Genomic DNA, 16,616 nt, shown 5'->3' with positions numbered 1-16,616 from the left:
CGGCCGGACGGTCCGGGGACGGGTTCACCTGCTGGGCACGATGATCTCGGAGTTGCCCGGGGCGTAGACGGTGATGCCCTGGGGCAGTGACTTGAGCTTGTCGATGTCGGCGCAGGCCGGGCACCGCTCGTAACCCGACTGGCGGGCCCGGTCGGCCTTGGCCCTAGCCTCGGCCGAGTCGACCTCCGCCAGCGCCTCGGCGACCCGCGCGCTCGCGGCCAGCGCCTTGGTGACCGCCTGCTGCACGTCCTGGGGCAGCGTGACCCGGACGAGGCTGAAGCGCACGCCCGTGAGGAACCGGTCGCCGAGCGTCTGGGCGAGGTCGTGCTCCAGCGTGGTATTGACCGCGTTCTGCACCCGGGTGATGCCGCCGTTCGCGTCGTGCGGCTCCAGCCTGACCCCCTGCCGGGCCTTGTCGACCAGGGCGCAGGTGGGGACGAGGTCCGCGCACCGCATCGCGCCAATCTGGGCGCGCAGCGCGTTGTCGACCACCGGCCGTACGGCCTGGCCGAAGAAGGCGGCCCAGCCCTCGTCGCCGTCCCAGGCGTGGCGCTGCTCCCCGTCCTGCCCCCGGAAGGTGCGGGTGCCGAACTTGTCGTCGAACCGCTTGATCGTCCCGTGGTCGAGGTTGAGGGTGAAGTAGAGCGTGCCCTCGATGCCGAGGTCCACCCCGTCGCTGCTCGGCACCGTCACGACGTCCACGCCGAGGGTCGTGGCCCGCTTGGCGTCGGCTGTGATGGTGTAGAAGCGCTGCTGGGCGGGGTAGCGGTGCGCCGACGACCACAGGCCGGTCCACGTCAGTCCCGATGCGGGATCGACGATCTGCCGGATGCCGCTGTCGTCGAGCGGCCCGCCGTCGCGGATCACCGCGACCTCGCCGCCGTCGGTGCGTTCGAAGCCCGTGACCGCGCCGAAGAGCGTGACGAGCGCCGCCACGACGGCGACGGCGAGGCCGGTGACCCCGAGTGCCCGCATCGGTCCCATGGAGATCGCTCCTTAGGAGAGGAGTTTCCTCCAAAGTAAAAATCGTTCAACAAGTCGACAAGGGACTTGGAGGATGATTTTTGCCCGCAGGCGCCTTGCGGGGTGCTTGCAGCGGTTGCGGAAAGCCTGCGGCAAGGGGCGTGCAGGCGAGCGGGCCTATCACTGAGGTGCACGGACCCGGCGGCGACGGCCGGACCGGGACCGCCGATCAGCACCCTCGTCCCGCAGCAGCACAGGAGACTGTCATGAAGCGCACCCTGCTCGGCCTGGCCACCGCCACGATCGCCGGTCTGGCCGTCACCGCCCCCGTCACGCTCATGGCCGGCCCGGCCTCCGCCGGCGGCGACTTCGGCCCGAACACCTGCCTGGAGGGCTACGTCTGGCGCGAGGCCCGCTCGGGCGACGTCGTCTGCGTGACGCCCGCGACCCGCACGCAGACCCTCGCCGACAACGCCGCCAAGGCGTCCCGCTGGACCTCCGGCCCGTTCGGCCCGCACACCTGCGTCACCGGGTACGTCTGGCGTGAGGCGTTCACCGGCGACGACGTGTGCGTCACCCCCGCCGTCCGCGCCCAGGCCAAGCTCGACAACGGCAAGGCGGCCGACCGCAGGGTCTCGGCCCGGCTGTGGATCAGCCGTTACACCGTTCCCCCGGTGGACAACGGCGACGGCACCTCCACCAGCACCTCGGTCGACGACATCCCGCGTCTCAAGATCAACGGCGACCACTTCAACATCGGTCAGGTCAGGCTCTACATCCGGTACAACAACGGCAGGCTCTACTGGAGCGGCACGGTGAGCGCGAGCGCGCACAGCGGCTACGCCGGCGGCAGCTTCGGCAAGAAGACCGGCGTGTTCGACTGCGCCGCGGCCGGCAAGGCGGCCAACGCCTACGCGCAGGCCCAGGACGTCGTCTCCGGCCGCTGGTCGCCCCGCCTTCCCGTACGCGTCGGCTGCGCCGTCCTGTGACGGCGGCTCGTCGACGGCACCGGCGGTGCCGCGACACGGAGGACCGGTCCGGTCGGGCCGGTCCTCCGGCGCGTCGCGGGACAGCCGCCGCCCAGGTCAGGGGATCTTCTGGTAGGCCTGGCGTTCCAAGCATCGTGATCGGGGTAGTCGGTGGGCCTGCGGGGACCGCCGGAGGCCGGCCCGCGACCCGGCCCCCGGTGGTCCCCACCCCCTGACGATGTGAGGACTGACATGGGAACCGCGACCCCGGTGCCGGAGACCAGGAGCATGAGCGGCGACGAACTGTCGGCCGACGACGCCTACGCCGCGATACGACGGTACGGCGGCTGGCACCTCATCCGTGACGCGTACGTCCGGTTCAGGTACGGCGACGGCACGAGCAACGCCCGTGCCTTCGCGTTCCAGATCTGCCTCGCGATCATCCCGGGAGCGATCGCCGTCGTGGGCCTGAGCTCGGTGCTGCACCAGGAACACCTCGGCGAGCTTCTCGAGCTCACCCTGCGGCGGCTCACTCCCGGTGCGGGCTCACAGGTCATCCAGGAGACGCTCAGCCAGAGCCACCACGCCTCGGGCGCGGGGGAGAAGCTCGCCCTGTGGCTCGGTCTGCTGACCGCGCTGGTGTCGCTGACCACCGCCATGGGCCAGTTCGAACGCGGGGCCAACCGCATCTACGGCATCGAGCGCGACCGCCCCTTCCTGGCCAAGTACGGCAGGGCGCTGCTGATGGCCGTCACGGCGGGCCTCCTGATGAGCGTCGGCTTCGTCATCCTGGTCGGCGGCGGCGCGGTCGGCGAGGCCGCGGCCCACGTCTACGGCTGGAGCGACACGACCGAGCGGCTGTGGGGCTGGCTGCGCTGGCCGATCGGCTTCCTGCTCGCCGTCCTGTCGGTCTCGGTGCTGTTCCGCTCCTCGCCCCGGCGCAAGCAGCCCGGCCACACCTGGCTCGCGGTCGGGGCGACGGTCGCCGTGCTGCTGTGGACGCTGTTCACCTGGCTGCTCGCGCTCTACACCGCCAGCAGCCACACCTTCGGCGCGACGTACGGCCCGCTCACGGCGGTCATGGCGCTGCTGCTGTGGTCGTTCCTCAGCTCGATGGCGCTCTTCCTCGGCCTTTCCTTCTCGGCGCAGCTGGAGGCCTGCCGCGCGGGCCGCGGCGAGCCGGCAGAGCCCGACCCCGGCCCCGCCCCGGCCTCGTCGCGGGAGCGGCAGCCGGTCGGGAGCGGCCGATGAGCTGGTGGCGCAGGCGGCTCGACCCCGAGCGCGGACTGGGCCTGCGGCTGACGGTGGCGACGGCGGCGCTGGCGCTGATCGGGGTGCCGTTCACGGTGCTGCTGGTCTTCGTCAAGACCTCCTTCGGCCCGCTCACCGAGATCGACGAGGGCGCGGCGTGGGACCTGCACGCCTACGCGATCGGCAACCCCGGGTTCGCCCGGCTGATGCAACTGACAAGCGACGTCTTCGCGCCGCTGACCTGGCGCATCGCGGTCGGCGCCGCGGTCGCCTGGCTGGTCTGGCGGCGCGCCTATCACCTGGCCCTGTGGGCGGCCACCACGATCACGGTCGGCGGCCTGCTCGGCCTCGCCCTGAAGGTCATCGTCGCGCGGGCCCGGCCCAGCCTGCCGGACCCCGTCGCCATCGCCCCCGGTGCGTCGTTCCCCTCGGGACACACGGTCAACGCCACGCTCGGCGCCGGGATCCTGCTGCTGCTCGTCCTGCCCCTCGTACGGGAACGCGGGCGGGCGGTCGCCTGGACGCTCGCCGTGCTGATTCCGCTGGCGGTCGGCTTCAGCCGGATCGCACTCGGCGTGCACTGGTTCAGCGACGTGGTGGGCGGGCTGGTGTTCGGCGTGGCGGTGGTGGCGGCCACGGCCGCCGCCTTCGAGACCTGGCGCCGCCGCGACGTGGGCCGCCGGCCCGCCCAGCCGTTACGCGAGGGCGTCGGGCCCGAGACGAAGAGGGAGATCGCCCCCCAAGGAGGACGAATTGGACGCCGTTCGTAAACGTGGCACGGCCCGGAGCACCCGGTCGTCCTCCGTGCCCATTCGACGCATGCCCACTCGACGGGTGGCCGCGGAGACGGCGCGGCGGGTCCTGCTCCCGCTCGCGCTCATGGCCCTGGTGACCCTCGGGCTCGGCCTGCTGCTCACCAGGGTCCTGGAGCACTCGACGCTCGTCGCGCAGGACGAGGCGGTCAGCCGCGAGATCGCCCAGGAGCGCACGCCGTTCTGGAACGAGGTGACCCACTACGCCTCGATGCTGTCCGACACCCCGGTGATCATCGTGGTCACGACGATCATGGCGATTCTCTTCCGGGTCGTCTACAAGCGCTGGCGGGAGTCGGTCTTCCTGGTGGCCGCCGTCTGCGCCCAGTCGGCGATCTTCCTGCTGGCGACCGTGTTCGCGCAGCGGGCCCGCCCGCACGTGCCGCACCTCGACCCCGCGCCGCCCACGTCCAGCTATCCGTCGGGGCACACCAGCGCCGCCGTGGCGTTCTACTGCGGCACCGCGCTCGTGCTGACCCTGCACACCCACCGCCACACGATCCTGAACGCGCTGTGGTGGCTGCTCGGCGCGGGAGCGGCCCTGGCGGTCGGCCTGGCCAGGCTCTACCGGGGCATGCACCATCTGACGGACGTGAGCTGGGGTTACGTGCTCGGGATCTTCTGCGTGGTCGTGCTCGCCCAGGCCCTGCTGCTGCGGCCGATCGCGGCGTCGCGGCGCGCCGCGCCGAAGCGTGCCGTACGCGGGGCCGCGCTGACCTGACCGGCTCACCGATCATCGTTCTCGGCCACCGGCTCCGCAGTGAGCCGGTGGCCGAGGTGGTCAGGCCGACAGGCCGGTGAGGCGGCAGGCGTCCGCCCAGCGTGCGGGATCGACCGCGGCGGGGGCGGGCTCGGCGGCTTCCGCGGCGGACTCGGTGGTGGTTCCCGTGGCGGTTCCGGCGGCGGGTCGCAGCAGGGACCAGCAGTCGGCGATCGCGTCGGCCAGCAGATCGCGCAGCAGCGGATCGGGGTCGGGCACGCACGCCTGAGCGATGCCCCGCACCGCGAGCTGCACCGTGTTCGGCGCGGCGTACCTCCGGAAGCCCTTGGGCGAGACCCGCACGCCGCGCCCGAAGGTGTAGGCCCAGCGGGTGGCGTCCGGCACCTGGGCCAGCGCCTGCCTGCTGCGCTCGTCCAGGTCGCCGGCGGGGCGGCCCTCCAGCTCGGCGAGCACGTGCTCGGCCGACAGGATCGAGACCGCCATCGCGAGCTGGCGCTCGTGCGCGACGACCGGCAGCGCGGCCCTGGCCGAGCAGAGGGCGATCCGCGCGTCGAGGCGCGGATCGTCGCCCGTCAGGCCGATCACCGACGGGATCAGCTCGGCCAAGCGGGGCCGGGCGGCGTCGGAGGTGTGGTCGTTGACGAGACGGGCGAGCCCGGCGAGCAGCGGGTGTGTACACGACGGATGGTCGCTCCACCGCTCACCTGCGAGGTAGGACGCGAACTCCATGAAGCAGGCGCCCTTGCTGGGATTGCGATGCTTGCCACGAGAGAGCATGGGCATCGCTGGAGGCATCTGACCGTGCACGAGCTACTCCACGCTGAATCGCCTGTTGTGTCCCTTTCAGTGTGCGCCCGCTATCGGACGTTGAGAAGAACTCTTACGTCGACTTGTCCCTCGCATGACGGAACGCACCGGTGGCGGCCATGGGCGACGTCGACCTTGATGCCGAGCGGTGCTCCGTCACGGCATCAGTTCCACCTGGACAACTTCGATGCACTGGGGCGCGAAGAAGCCGGCACGAGGATGAGGCATGCAGGGCTCTGACGTGACAACGGACGCGACCTGGTCCGCGGCGTCCACCCGCCGCTGCCGGCCGCGCCGATGGCGTCTGACACACCGAATCATGCGTCAGCAGCGCGATCGGAGCGCCGACGATCGTGGAAGCGGAGGTGCCGTGCGTCGCGTGATACGCGCTCCGGCAGCCGAACCGGTTCTCGAAAAACAGAGGTGGAGACGGGATTTGAACCCGTGTACGCGGCTTTGCAGGCCGCTGCCTCGCCTCTCGGCCACTCCACCAGAGCGAGGCCCGCAGTCGTGACCTCTCGGAGCGGAAGACGGGATTCGAACCCGCGACCCTCACCTTGGCAAGGTGATGCTCTACCACTGAGCCACTTCCGCGTCCGCCTTGCGGCGACGTGGCTACTGTACCGGGTTTTCGGCTCCGGTGTGTACTCAGAACGGCCGGGCGCTCGGCCTGCGGAAAGCGCGGTCGGCTCCGCGCTCGATCGCGGGCAGGGTCAGGAAGATCTCCAGGATTCGCGTGAGCCGGTGCACCTCGTTCCGGTGGAAGGCAGGCCCCTCCGCCCTGGCCAGCATCAGCGACAGCGCCAGCGGCGGCAGCGGTGCGACGATCACGTGCAGGCCCGACGACAGCGTGGCGGCCGTCGGCCGGGGCGGTGTGTCCTCCGGGAACGGAATGTCCTCGGGCGCCCGCCAGCTCGCGTACACGGTGACTCGCGGGTCCTTCTCCGTCGCCGCCGCTGCCCAGTCGGCGCTGAACAGCACCGGCATGGAGTCGATCAGCGTGCCGAGCGCGCGGTCGCCCGCCGTGGTGAGGAACTTGAGGATCTCCAGCTCCGGATAGGTGCCGGGCGCCTCCCTGGTGCCCCAGATGCCCTCGATCCTGACCTCGTCCACGCCTTCCAGGGCCCGTACGAGGTCTTCCCGGGGGGTGGAGTCGGGCCAGTAGACGGTGAAGTCGTCGAGGGCGCGGCCGTCGCCCCGGTCGAGCACCGTCACCTGCGTGATGTCGGCACCCGCGGACCCGAGGATCCCGGTCACCTGGCTCAGCGAGCCCGGACGATCCGGCAAGGCGATTCTCAGCCGCAGCAGCATGACGACCTCCCCCACCGTTGGTCCAGGTCAGATTAACCGGGTCAAAAGCCTTACGTCCATGATCTTGTACGGCTCACAGCCCGCAGCGGGGAGAATGAACGAGTGAAAGTCGGCGCACTCGAGGTCTGGCCCCCGGTAGTGCTCGCTCCCATGGCGGGCATCACGAACATCGGTTTCCGCACGCTGTGCCGGGAGCAGGGCGGCGGCCTGTTCGTGTCCGAGATGATCACTTCGCGGGCGCTGGTCGAGCGGGTGCCGCTCACGTTCCAGATGATCCGGTTCGGCGCGGACGAGTCCCCTCGCAGCATCCAGCTGTACGGCGTCGATCCGGCCGTCATCGGCAAGGCCGCGCGGATGATCGCCGAGGAGGACCTGGCCGACCACATCGACCTGAACTTCGGCTGCCCCGTGCCCAAGGTCACCCGCAGAGGCGGCGGGTCGGCCCTGCCGTACAAGCGGAACCTGCTGCGCGCCATCCTGCGCGAGGCGGTGGCCGGCGCCGGACCGCTGCCGGTCACGATGAAGATGCGCATGGGCATCGACGAGGACCACCTGACCTATGTCGAGGCGGGACGCATCGCCGTGGAGGAGGGCCTCGCCGCCGTCGCCCTGCACGCCCGTACGGCCCGCCAGCACTACGGCGGCACCGCGCACTGGGACGCGATCAAGCGGCTGAAGGACGCGGTGCCGGAGATTCCGGTGCTCGGCAACGGCGACATCTGGAGCGCCGACGACGCGCTGCGGATGGTCGCCGAGACCGGCTGCGACGGCGTGGTCATCGGGCGGGGCTGTCTGGGGCGGCCGTGGCTGTTCCGCGACCTCGACCTGGCCTTCCGGGGCTCGGCCGAGCGCGTCCGGCCCCGCCTGGGTGAGGTCGGCGCGATGATGCTGCGCCACGCCGAGCTGTTGTGCGAGGTCATCGGCAGTGAGCCGCACGGGCTGGCCGACTTCCGCAAGCACGTCGGCTGGTATCTCAAGGGCTTCGTCGTCGGAGCCGAGACCCGCCGCGCCCTCACCTCGGTCACCCGGCTGTCGGAGATGGCCGAGCGGGTGGCCGAGCTCGACGCGGACCAGCCGTGGCCGGACGAGGCCGACGGCCCCCGCGGCAAGAGCGGCGAGAGGTCGAAGGTGTCGCTGCCGCACGGCTGGCTCGACGACCCCGACGACATGACGATCCCCGGCGCCGGGGCCGAGGACCCCACCTCCGGCGGCTGACCCGCGTTCATGGCGCCCGCTCCGCTCGCGCGGTTCATGGCGCCCGCTCCGCTCGCGCGGTTCATGGCGCCCGCTCCGCTCGCGCGGTTCATGGCGCCCGCTCCGCTCGCGCGGCTCATGGCGCTCACGCCGCGCGTAGTCTCGGGGCATGGCGAACGCGATCATCACCGCCCGTGGGGTCGGGCTGGACCTGGGCGGCGTGCCCGTGCTGCGCGGCGTCGATCTCACCGCCGCTCCGAGCGAGATCGTCGCCGTCATGGGGGAGAACGGCGTCGGGAAGTCGACGCTGCTGCGCTGCCTGGCCGGCCTGCACCCCTCGCCGCGCGGCGAGGTCGACGTCCTCGGCGGGCCGCCGGCGGACCTGCCGGACTTCTGGCGGCGGGTCGTGCAGGCCGGTGACGAGCCCGCCTGGTATCCGGGCCTGAGCGTCCGCGAACACCTGGAGCTGATGAGGGCCGTCCAGCAGGGCGCCCGCCTGACGGTCGACGAGGCGCTGGAGACCTTCGAGCTGAGCGCCCGGGCCGATCTCGCCCCCTTGTCGCTGTCCACCGGTCAGCGGCAGCGGCTGTCGCTGGCCATGGCGCTGCTCCGGCCGAGCCGCCTGCTCCTGCTCGACGAGCCGGAGCGCGGCCTGGACGCCGGATTCAGGCAGCACCTCGCGGGGATCCTGCGCGGCTACGCCGCCGAGGGCGGCACGATCGTGATGGCCACCCACGACGCGCGGCTGGCGCAGGACGCGGGAGCCCGTGTGATCACGCTGCGGGCGGCGTCGTGATCCCGGCGATCGAGCGGACGCACCCCGCCCTCGCCTACCTCCGTGCCCGCCGTGGGCGGCCGGCGACCTGGTCGGACCGATACACCCGCGTCTTCGGCCTGCTCGTCGCCGCCGCGGTGCTCGGCCGCCCGATCGCGGATGCGCTCACCGGGCTGGCCCGTCACGCCGATCCCGCGCGGCTCGGCCCCGGGCTCGCGCTGGTCGCGGCGGCCTACGCGGGCTTTCTCGCCCTGGCACGGGCGCTCGGACCCGTCGTGCTGCCCGCCGCCGACGCCTCGTGGCTGGTGACGTCGCCGCTGCCCCGCCGGGCCGTGCTCGGCCGTACGGCGCTGCTCCTGCTGTCGGCGGCGGTGCTCGCCGGGGCGGCGCTCGGGCTGACCGCGCTGTCGGTGTTCGGGGCCCCCGACCAGCTTGGTGTGCGTCTCGCGGCGGCGCTGGTGCTCGGCGTCGCGGCGGGCGTGGGCGGCATGGCCACGGCGGTGCTCGGCCAGCAGTCCCCGGCGTCGGACGCCCGGCTGCAATTCCTGATCGCCGGGGCTCTTTCCGTGGCCGTGCTCGTGGCCGTGCTCGGCGCGGGCCCCGGCCGCCGGATCCTCGCCGCAGTCGCCGAGGCGCCCGCGTCCCTGGGCGCGGCGGTCGCGGGCGTCGCCTCCGTCGTGGCCGCCTTCCTCGTACGGCGGGCCTGGGCGGCGCTCGACCGCATCCCCGCCCGCCGGATCCTGGCCTCCTCGACCAGGACGGCGCGGGTGACCTCGGCGGCGACCACGCTGGATCCCGGGATGCTCACCTGGGTCGCGGAGGACGCCCACTGGCGCGGCCGTGCGCTGCGATCCCGCCCCTGGCCCCGTCTCTTGCCGCGGCTCGGCGCCGCGCCCGCGCTGGCCTGGCAGGAGTGGCTGCGGGTGGGCAGGCGGCCGGGCCGCCTGGCGGCGCTGCTCGGCGCGGCGGCCCTGCCCGCCGTCTGCGCGAACGCCACCGGAGGCGGGTCCGGGCCGGCCGCCGGGATGCTGTTGTGCGGGGCGCTGACCGCGGCGGCGATGTGCACCGGAGGGGTCCGGCGCGACGGCGGCGACCCGGCCCTGGCCCGGATGCTGGCCGTGGACGGCAGGGCCGTGATGGGCGCCCGCGCGGTGTTGCCCGCGCTGCTGGCCGCCTCCTGGTCGGCGCTCGCCCTGGTGGGCCTTCAGGCCGCGGGCACGCTGCCGGCGGGGGCCTGGTGGATGCTCGGGCCGGCCGCCGCGCCCGCGCTCGCCGCGGGCGCGCTGCGGATGGCCCGGCGGCGGCCCGTCGACCACTCCATGCCGGTCATCGACACCCCGGGCGGTGCGGTGCCGACCGGACCGCTGATCTGGGCGGCGACCGGCGTGGACCTCGCGCTGCTCGGATCCCTGCCCGCGCTCGCCGCGCTGGCGTCGCGGCCCGCCTCGGTGGTGCCGTACGTCGCGGCGCAGGCGATCGCCGGGGCCGCGGTGCTCGCCGCATACATCCTGCGGACGAGCCGCGGGAACCGCGCATGAAAGCGGGGTTCGGATCACCCCCGGGCCCGCCGTGCCGGCTGCCGGGCAGCCGGGCGGCCCCGCCATGAGCCGCGGTCGCAGACGCAGCAGCGGTCGAAGCCGAAGGGCCGGTCGCCCGACTCTCGCCAGATTCCGGCGCTGTACGGGTCCTTGGACGCCGGGTTCACCAACCTGGCGATCACGAGGGCCACGACCGCCGTGGCGCCTCGGCCGATGAGCGCAGACGCGGCGCTCTGCACGTGCGCGCCGGACACGAACAAGTCATCCACCAGCAGCACCCGTGCGCCCTTCATCACGTCGCCCAGCACGCGAAACGCGGCTGAGTGGGACTCGCGCGCAGCGAGCACCGGAGCGTACGCGTCGTCGGCCTGCAGCAGGAGGGGCCGATGAAGGCGGGTCCACGCACCGACCTTGCCGATGACCTTGTCCATGTGATGGAACGCCTCGATGGGGCGCTCGGTGCGTGTGCTCGGGATCGTGGCCACCATGGTGAAGGGCCCGCCGGCCAGCCCCTGGAGGCAGCCGGCGTGTTCGCGGAAGAAATGCGTCACGGTCGCGGCGAGGAAATCCAGGCGGTTGCGCCGGCCCGCGACGCCGAAGGGGTCTTTCCTGCGAACCAGGACGTCGTACAACTGCGTGTCCCTGGCGGTCAGTGAGATCGGCACGACGTGCTCGGTGTAGCCGCTCAGGTTCTCCGTCGTGCGTTTGCAGCTGGCGCAGGTGGGCCAGGGTTCGCCGTCCCCGCGGTCGTTCGGCCCGGAATGACAGATTCGGCAGACACCTGGTCGTGTGGGCGGGACGGCACGGAACAGCGGCAGGAAATCGCGAGTGAACGCCTCGGCGTCACCCATGATCAGCAGGTGTTCGTTCGGGGGGCCATATCTACGAGATTCACCGCCTGCGTGCACAGGTCGTCAATGTCCTGAACGGCAGTCATGCCTCCCCGCGCGGCCACTCGCCGCGCCCACGGCTGTTCCTGGTGAAGCCGCTGGGACACGAACACATGCTTGCCGGTGTGCAGCGCCTCCTTGACGTGCCGGAAGGAAGGGCCGCCGTCGGCGCCGTCCACGACGTACAGGCAGTCGGCCAGTCCGCAGGTCACGACGCGGGCGCAGTCGGCGGCGCGGCTGCTGGGGGCGGTGTCGGGCCAGCAGGAGGACACGATCGCGCCGCGCTCGGCTATCCGCTCGGCCACACTGGCGTACTCCCCGAGGGCGGCCGGCTCTCCGACACCGCCCGCGGGGACGCCCACGGTCCGCCCACCGGCGGCCAGCGCAGCCCGGTGGACGGCGGCGTCCACCGGAGTGCGCAGGGGCGCGACGACGATCAGCCCGGCCTCGGCCAGCGCCCGCGCCGCGGCGGCGGCGTGGCCGATGTCGTGGTCGGCGATCACGGCGACGGCCCGATGGTCTCCGGCCTGGAACCCGCCGCGTACCCAGAGGAACGGGGGCCGGTCGTACGCCCAGATCAGGTTGCCGGGGTAGTCGGCGTCGAGCACGGTGACGAGGTGGACGCCGTCGGCTCGCATGGCGGCGATGAACTCGCGCCCCCACGCGAGGTCGGCGGGCCGGACCCGGGCGGCGATGGCGGCGGCGTGCGCCCGGTCGTCCTCGTCCCGGCTCGCGCACCCGCCGTCGAGCAGCTTCAGCGCGCCACCGGCGTCGAGGATGACGCGTGCGGTGTAGAACCAGGGCTCGCCGTGCGTGGCTCTGGTCAGGGCGAGGACGGCTGCCTGCTCGTGCATCGTGGTCATGGTCATCACCAACTCTGACGTGCTTCCGGCGTGAACGTACGCCCCGGCACCGACATTCGCGGACGGGATCGTGGTGGTGCGGTGGCTATCGTGCCGAGACCGGCGGGACGGCGCGTGGTGTTCACGCGAACGGGCCATGCCGTATCGGGCTTTGACAGCCGAGGCCTCCTCTCGTGACGGACGGCTGGGCGGTGAGCGCACGATCCGCTCCGGACGGTCCGGCGACGGATCCGACATGGAGGAGTAGGAGTGGGACTACGGTCCGTGACCGGACTGTGATCCGTATTGTGACAACAGGAAGTCAAATCCGGCGTACTTTGCGGTCAAGGGATTGCCGCACCGCAGGGGAGACGCGTGACCGAGACCCGGCACGAGACGTCGGCGGAGAACCTCGTCGCCGAGTTCGACGCGGAGCGTCCCGCCCGGCGTCTGTCCGGCCGCACGGCGGCGCTCGTCACGGTCGTCGCGCTGGCCCTGTCGCTCTACGCGCTCTACCAGACCTTCCGGCCGGGGGCGGTCCTGCCCTACCGGATGGCGTTCCTGGCCGTGGTGCTGCCGCTGGCCTTCGTCTGCTACAAGGCGCGGCGTGGGGGCCGGGACCGGCCCGGCCCGCTCGACTGGGTGCTCGCGGTGCTGTCCCTGGCCGTCTGCGTGTATCCGCTCGTCGTCTTCGACGACCTCATCCGCCGGGCGTACGCGCCGACGCCGCTCGACGTGGCGGCGGGCGCGCTGCTCACGCTGCTGCTCCTTGAGGCGTGCCGGCGGACCGTGGGCTGGATCCTGCCCGTCGTGTGCGTGCTCTTCGTCGCGTACGCCTACTACGGCGGCTACCTGCCCGCCGACTGGGCGCTGGGCCACCGGGGCTACGACCTGGACCGGATCGTGGCGGCGTTCACGATGGGCACCGAGGGCGTGTACGGCGTGCCCCTCGACGTCGCGGCGACCTACATCATCCTGTTCACGATCTACGGCGCGGTGCTCGACCACTCGGGGGCGGGGCGGTTCTTCGTCGACGTCTCCTTCGCCGCGTTCCGCCGCTCGCGCTCCGCGCCGGGGCGGACCGTCACGCTCGCGGGGTTCCTGCTCGGCACGGTGAGCGGTTCCGGCGTGGCGACCACGGTGAGCGTGGGCAGCGTGGCCTGGCCGATCCTGCGCCGGGCCGGCTATCCGCGCGAGCAGGCCGGGGGAGTGCTGGCGGCCGCCGGGATCGGCGCGATCCTGTCGCCCCCCACGCTGGGCGCGGCGGCGTTCATCATCGCCGAATACCTGCGGGTGAGCTACCTGACCGTGCTCGTCTACGCCACGATCCCGACCGTCCTGTACTACCTGGGCGTCTTCCTCGCGATCGAGATGGACGCCCGCAGGTACGGCACGCGGGCGGTTCCGGTGGACGCGGGCGGTCCCTGGACGCTGATCAGGCGCTTCGGCTACCACTTCAGCTCGCTGTTTGTGATCATCATCCTGATGGCCCTCGGCCAGTCGCCGTTCCGCGCGGTCGTGCACGCCACGCTGCTGGCCTTCGCGCTGTCGTTCCTCGACCGGGAGAACCGGCTGACCCCGCGCCGCGCCGTACGGGCCCTGGCTGCGGGCGCCACCGGTGTGCTGCCGGTCGCGGTCACCTGCGCGGCGGCGGGCACGATCGTCGGCGTGGTCACGCTCACCGGGCTCGGGCTCAAGGCCGGCTCGCTGATCGTCGGCCTGTCCGGCGGGAACCTCGCGGCCACCGCCGTGGCCTGTGCGCTGGCCGTGCTGCTGCTCGGGCTGGCCGTGCCGGTCACGGCGTCCTTCGTCATCGCCGCCTTGATCATCGGGCCCGCGCTGCTGAACCTCGGCGTCACCCCGGCCGAGGCGTACATGTTCATCTTCTATTACGCCGTGCTGTCCGAGGTGAGCCCGCCGACGGCGCTGTCCGCCTTCGCCGCCTCGGCGATCACGGGCGGCAACGCGCACCGCACGATGTGGGCCACCTGGAAGTACACGCTCCCGGCGTTCCTCGTGCCGTTCGCGTTCGTGCTCACACCGTCAGGCGCGGCCCTGCTGGCGCAGGGCCCGATCGGCGAGGTCGTGGTCGCCGTGGCCGTGTCCGCGCTGGCCGTGGCCGTCCTCGCGGTGGCCACGGGCGGCTGGATCACCGGCCCCGCCGGTCCGGTCGAGCGGGGCCTGTGCGCGCTGGCCGCGGTCCTGCTGCTCGTCCTGTCGCCCTGGCCCGTGCTGGCCGGGCTGGGCGTCGCGGCCCTGGCGCTCGCCGTCCACTTCGTCCGCAGACACAGGGAGGCGCATCCGTGAGGTTCAGGATCGTGACGGTGCTGGCCGTCACCGCGGCACTGCTGGCCGGCGGTTGCGGGGGCGACCGGTCGGCCACGAAGGGCGGCACAGGCGGCGGGACTCGCCTGTCGATCGCCACCGGCAACACCACCGGCGTCTACTACGTGCTGGGCGGCGGGCTCGCCGAACTGATCGACAAGTACCTGCCGGGCCATCGGGCGACCGCGGAGGCCACCGGCGCCTCGGTCGAGAACATCCAGCGGGTGGTCAGGGGACAGTCGGACATCGCCTTCACACTCGCGGACACGGCCGCCGACGCGGTGCGGGGCACCGGCGCCTTCACCGCCCCGCAGCCGATCCGCGCGCTCGCCCGGCTGTACGGCAACTACACCCACGTGATCGCGCGGAGCGACGCCGGGATCAGGTCCGTCGCCGGCCTGCGCGGCAAGCGGGTGTCCACGGGCTCGCCGAACTCGGGAACGGAGGTGATCGCGCTGCGACTGCTGCAGGCCGCCGGGCTCGACCCGGACAAGGACGTCAGGCGTCAGGCGCTGTCGCTGCCCGAGACCGTGCAGGGGCTCAAGGACGGCACTCTCGACGCGCTCGTGTGGTCGGGCGGGCTGCCCACCTCGGGCATCACCGACTTGGTGACGAGCATGGGCGACGAGGTGACCTTCGTGCCGCTGAACGACGTGCTGCCCGCCGTACGCGCCGCCCACGGCCCGGTCTACACCGAGGGCGTGATCCCGAAGGGGGCGTACGGCACGCGGGCCGACGTGCCGACCATCGTCGTGCCGAACCTCCTCGTGGTGAACGCGGCGATGGACGCCGCGCTGGCGGAGAGCCTCACCCGGCTGCTGTTCGAGCACAAGGCCGACCTGGAGAAGGTGCACGCGTCGGCCAAGGAGATCAGCCAGACCGACGCGCCGAAGACCGACCCCGTGCCGCTCCACGAGGGCGCCAGAAGGTTCTACGGCTGACGTCCCAGTGATGCGCAACCGGATCACAAGAGCGCCTCCTGATGCTGGGTTGCCCTGAGGGGCAGTAGCGAGGGAGGAAATCGCGGTGCGACGCAAGATAGGCGTGTTCGGCGCGGGGATCGCGGTCGGAGCGGTGCTCGGCTTCTCCGGCGTGGCGGTGGCGGCCGGGGCGGCGGAGGAGACGACGAAGATCTACGCGTGTGTCAGCGGGAATGGATCGGTCCGGGTCCTGTGGTCGGACTCGCCCGAGCCCAGCCCCAACCCCAGCCCGGTTCCGTCGCCGGGCTGCTATGCGGGCGAAAAGAAGATCGTCTGGAACCAGGTGGGGCCGGCAGGTCCCGTCGGCCCGACGGGACCTGCCGGAGCGGCGGGCCCCCAGGGCGCTACAGGACCGGAAGGGCCTGCGGGTCCCGCAGGGCCGCAGGGCGCCACGGGACCGGCCGGGCCGCAGGGCGCCACCGGACCGGCCGGGCCTGCGGGACAGCCGGGAGGCCTCGCCGGGATCGAGCAGGTCACCAGGACGGTGACCGTCGGGGCGGGCCGGGGCACCGTCGCGATGGCCGCCTGCCCCGAGGGGAAGGTCGCGCTGAGCGGTTCGTACCACGCCAGGACCGCGACCCAGCTCGTCTATTCGGACCTCAAGGTGGCGCGCATGGGAGTCGACGTGGGCACGCCCCCGACGTCCTGGAGCATGTACGCGTTGAACGCGGGGACGGTCACCGCCACCGTCGACGTCACCGTCACCTGCGCGACCGGCGCGGCTGAGAATTCGTAGAACACGCGGCAGGCCCAGGGGCCGGGCGCGGGGCCCCGGCCCGCCCGTGAGGCGCCGGAGAGTGTCCCGTGATCTTCTGCCGCGATGGCTCGGAGAGATCACGGGGCACGACCTAGATGTACTCCCCAGAGAGGTTGGTGACGCGGCTGATGGGTGGCTGGCCTTTCAGCGCGGTGTGTCCGCGGTGATGGTTGTACATGTGCAGCCAGGGATCAAGTGCGGCGCGGCGTTCGGCTTCTGAGGCATACGGGCGGGCGTAGGCCCACTCGTCGGCCAGGGTGCGGTGGAAGCGTTCGACCTTGCCGTTGGTCTGCGGCCGGTAGGGGCGGGTGCGCTTGTGGGTGATGCCCGGTCCGGTGCAGGTGGCCGCCCACACGTGGGACTTGTAGCAGGCGCCGTTGTCGGTGAGCACGCGCTGGATGGTCACGTTGCGGGCGGCGAACCAGGCCGCAGCTCGCGCCAGGAAGCCGGCCGCGGTGTCTTTGCGCTCGTCGGGCAGGATT

16 protein-coding genes and 2 tRNA genes are annotated in these 16,616 nt (G+C 72.5%); 10 read left to right on the top strand and 8 right to left on the bottom strand.

Translation table 11 applies throughout. The features are described from left to right. Window positions 1-24: 24 nt before the first annotated feature. Complete coding sequence (locus IL992_RS10240) at window positions 25-984, bottom strand: SPFH domain-containing protein (RefSeq protein ID WP_193203104.1); 960 nt, start codon at window positions 982-984, stop codon at window positions 25-27. A gap of 245 nt (window positions 985-1,229) precedes the next feature. Here IL992_RS10240 and IL992_RS10235 point away from each other — a divergent pair, with 245 nt between their 5' ends. The 4 genes from IL992_RS10235 to IL992_RS10220 all read left to right on the top strand — a co-directional run bounded on the left by IL992_RS10235 (window position 1,230) and on the right by IL992_RS10220 (window position 4,715). Next, window positions 1,230-1,952 carry a hypothetical protein gene (locus IL992_RS10235; RefSeq protein WP_193203103.1) on the top strand — a complete coding sequence of 241 codons (723 nt, stop codon included), beginning with the start codon at window positions 1,230-1,232 and terminating at the stop codon, window positions 1,950-1,952. 231 nt (window positions 1,953-2,183) lie between these two features. Further along, window positions 2,184-3,182 carry a YihY/virulence factor BrkB family protein gene (locus tag IL992_RS10230; protein WP_193203102.1) on the top strand — a complete coding sequence of 333 codons (999 nt, stop codon included), beginning with the start codon at window positions 2,184-2,186 and terminating at the stop codon, window positions 3,180-3,182. Next, window positions 3,179-3,952, top strand: coding sequence for a phosphatase PAP2 family protein (locus IL992_RS10225; protein WP_193203101.1), 774 nt, complete (start codon window positions 3,179-3,181; stop codon window positions 3,950-3,952). Before IL992_RS10230 ends, IL992_RS10225 begins: the two co-directional genes overlap by 4 nt. A 49-nt stretch (window positions 3,953-4,001) precedes the next feature. Then, entirely contained in the window at window positions 4,002-4,715 is a 714-nt protein-coding gene (locus tag IL992_RS10220; protein ID WP_193203100.1) for a phosphatase PAP2 family protein, read from the top strand. A gap of 60 nt (window positions 4,716-4,775) precedes the next feature. Here IL992_RS10220 and IL992_RS10215 read toward each other — a convergent pair whose 3' ends face one another. From IL992_RS10215 to IL992_RS10200, 4 genes are all read right to left on the bottom strand, one after another. Beyond that, window positions 4,776-5,498 (bottom strand): hypothetical protein, encoded by a 723-nt coding sequence (locus tag IL992_RS10215; RefSeq protein ID WP_226872697.1) that lies wholly within the window; start codon window positions 5,496-5,498, stop codon window positions 4,776-4,778. 445 nt (window positions 5,499-5,943) lie between these two features. Continuing rightward, window positions 5,944-6,014 (bottom strand) — tRNA-Cys (locus IL992_RS10210). Between the two features lie 30 nt (window positions 6,015-6,044). Further along, a tRNA-Gly gene (locus IL992_RS10205) sits at window positions 6,045-6,116 on the bottom strand. A gap of 54 nt (window positions 6,117-6,170) precedes the next feature. Further along, window positions 6,171-6,833: an ACT domain-containing protein gene (locus tag IL992_RS10200; RefSeq protein ID WP_193203099.1), complete on the bottom strand. Its 663-nt coding sequence runs from the start codon at window positions 6,831-6,833 to the stop codon at window positions 6,171-6,173. A 102-nt stretch (window positions 6,834-6,935) separates the two neighbouring features. On the opposite strand from IL992_RS10200, the gene dusB reads away from it, so the two are divergent. The 3 genes from dusB (at window position 6,936) to IL992_RS10185 (ending at window position 10,340) form a co-directional block, all read left to right on the top strand. Further along, complete coding sequence (gene dusB, locus IL992_RS10195; RefSeq protein ID WP_319018457.1) at window positions 6,936-8,048, top strand: tRNA dihydrouridine synthase DusB; 1,113 nt, start codon at window positions 6,936-6,938, stop codon at window positions 8,046-8,048. A gap of 148 nt (window positions 8,049-8,196) precedes the next feature. Next, window positions 8,197-8,823 (top strand): ABC transporter ATP-binding protein, encoded by a 627-nt coding sequence (locus tag IL992_RS10190; protein WP_193203098.1) that lies wholly within the window; start codon window positions 8,197-8,199, stop codon window positions 8,821-8,823. After that, a complete protein-coding gene (locus IL992_RS10185) occupies window positions 8,820-10,340 on the top strand; it encodes a DUF6297 family protein (RefSeq protein WP_319018456.1) in 1,521 nt (506 codons plus the stop codon). The genes IL992_RS10190 and IL992_RS10185 overlap by 4 nt, the downstream gene beginning before the upstream one ends. Window positions 10,341-10,354: 14 nt before the next feature. On the opposite strand, the gene IL992_RS10180 is transcribed toward IL992_RS10185, so the two are convergent. Both IL992_RS10180 and IL992_RS10175 read right to left on the bottom strand, forming a co-directional pair. Then, window positions 10,355-11,005: a hypothetical protein gene (locus IL992_RS10180; protein WP_193203097.1), complete on the bottom strand. Its 651-nt coding sequence runs from the start codon at window positions 11,003-11,005 to the stop codon at window positions 10,355-10,357. Between the two features lie 188 nt (window positions 11,006-11,193). Further along, on the bottom strand, window positions 11,194-12,093 hold the full coding sequence (locus IL992_RS10175) for a DNA-processing protein DprA (protein WP_193203096.1): 900 nt from the start codon (window positions 12,091-12,093) through the stop codon (window positions 11,194-11,196). A gap of 354 nt (window positions 12,094-12,447) precedes the next feature. Between IL992_RS10175 and IL992_RS10170 the strand changes: the two genes are divergently transcribed. The 3 genes from IL992_RS10170 to IL992_RS10160 all read left to right on the top strand — a co-directional run bounded on the left by IL992_RS10170 (window position 12,448) and on the right by IL992_RS10160 (window position 16,113). Beyond that, window positions 12,448-14,379 carry a TRAP transporter permease gene (locus IL992_RS10170; protein WP_193203095.1) on the top strand — a complete coding sequence of 644 codons (1,932 nt, stop codon included), beginning with the start codon at window positions 12,448-12,450 and terminating at the stop codon, window positions 14,377-14,379. After that, window positions 14,376-15,338 (top strand): TAXI family TRAP transporter solute-binding subunit, encoded by a 963-nt coding sequence (locus tag IL992_RS10165; protein WP_319018455.1) that lies wholly within the window; start codon window positions 14,376-14,378, stop codon window positions 15,336-15,338. The genes IL992_RS10170 and IL992_RS10165 overlap by 4 nt, the downstream gene beginning before the upstream one ends. 85 nt (window positions 15,339-15,423) lie before the next feature. Continuing rightward, a complete protein-coding gene (locus tag IL992_RS10160; protein WP_193203094.1) occupies window positions 15,424-16,113 on the top strand; it encodes a collagen-like protein in 690 nt (229 codons plus the stop codon). 112 nt (window positions 16,114-16,225) lie between these two features. Here IL992_RS10160 and IL992_RS10155 read toward each other — a convergent pair. After that, window positions 16,226-16,616: integrase core domain-containing protein (locus tag IL992_RS10155; RefSeq protein ID WP_193203093.1), on the bottom strand; the 391-nt coding region annotated here is incomplete at its 5' end.

Source organism: Microbispora sitophila, assembly GCF_014892245.1.
Classification (GTDB): domain Bacteria; phylum Actinomycetota; class Actinomycetes; order Streptosporangiales; family Streptosporangiaceae; genus Microbispora; species Microbispora siamensis.
This window is presented reverse-complemented; position numbering and strand designations above follow the sequence as displayed.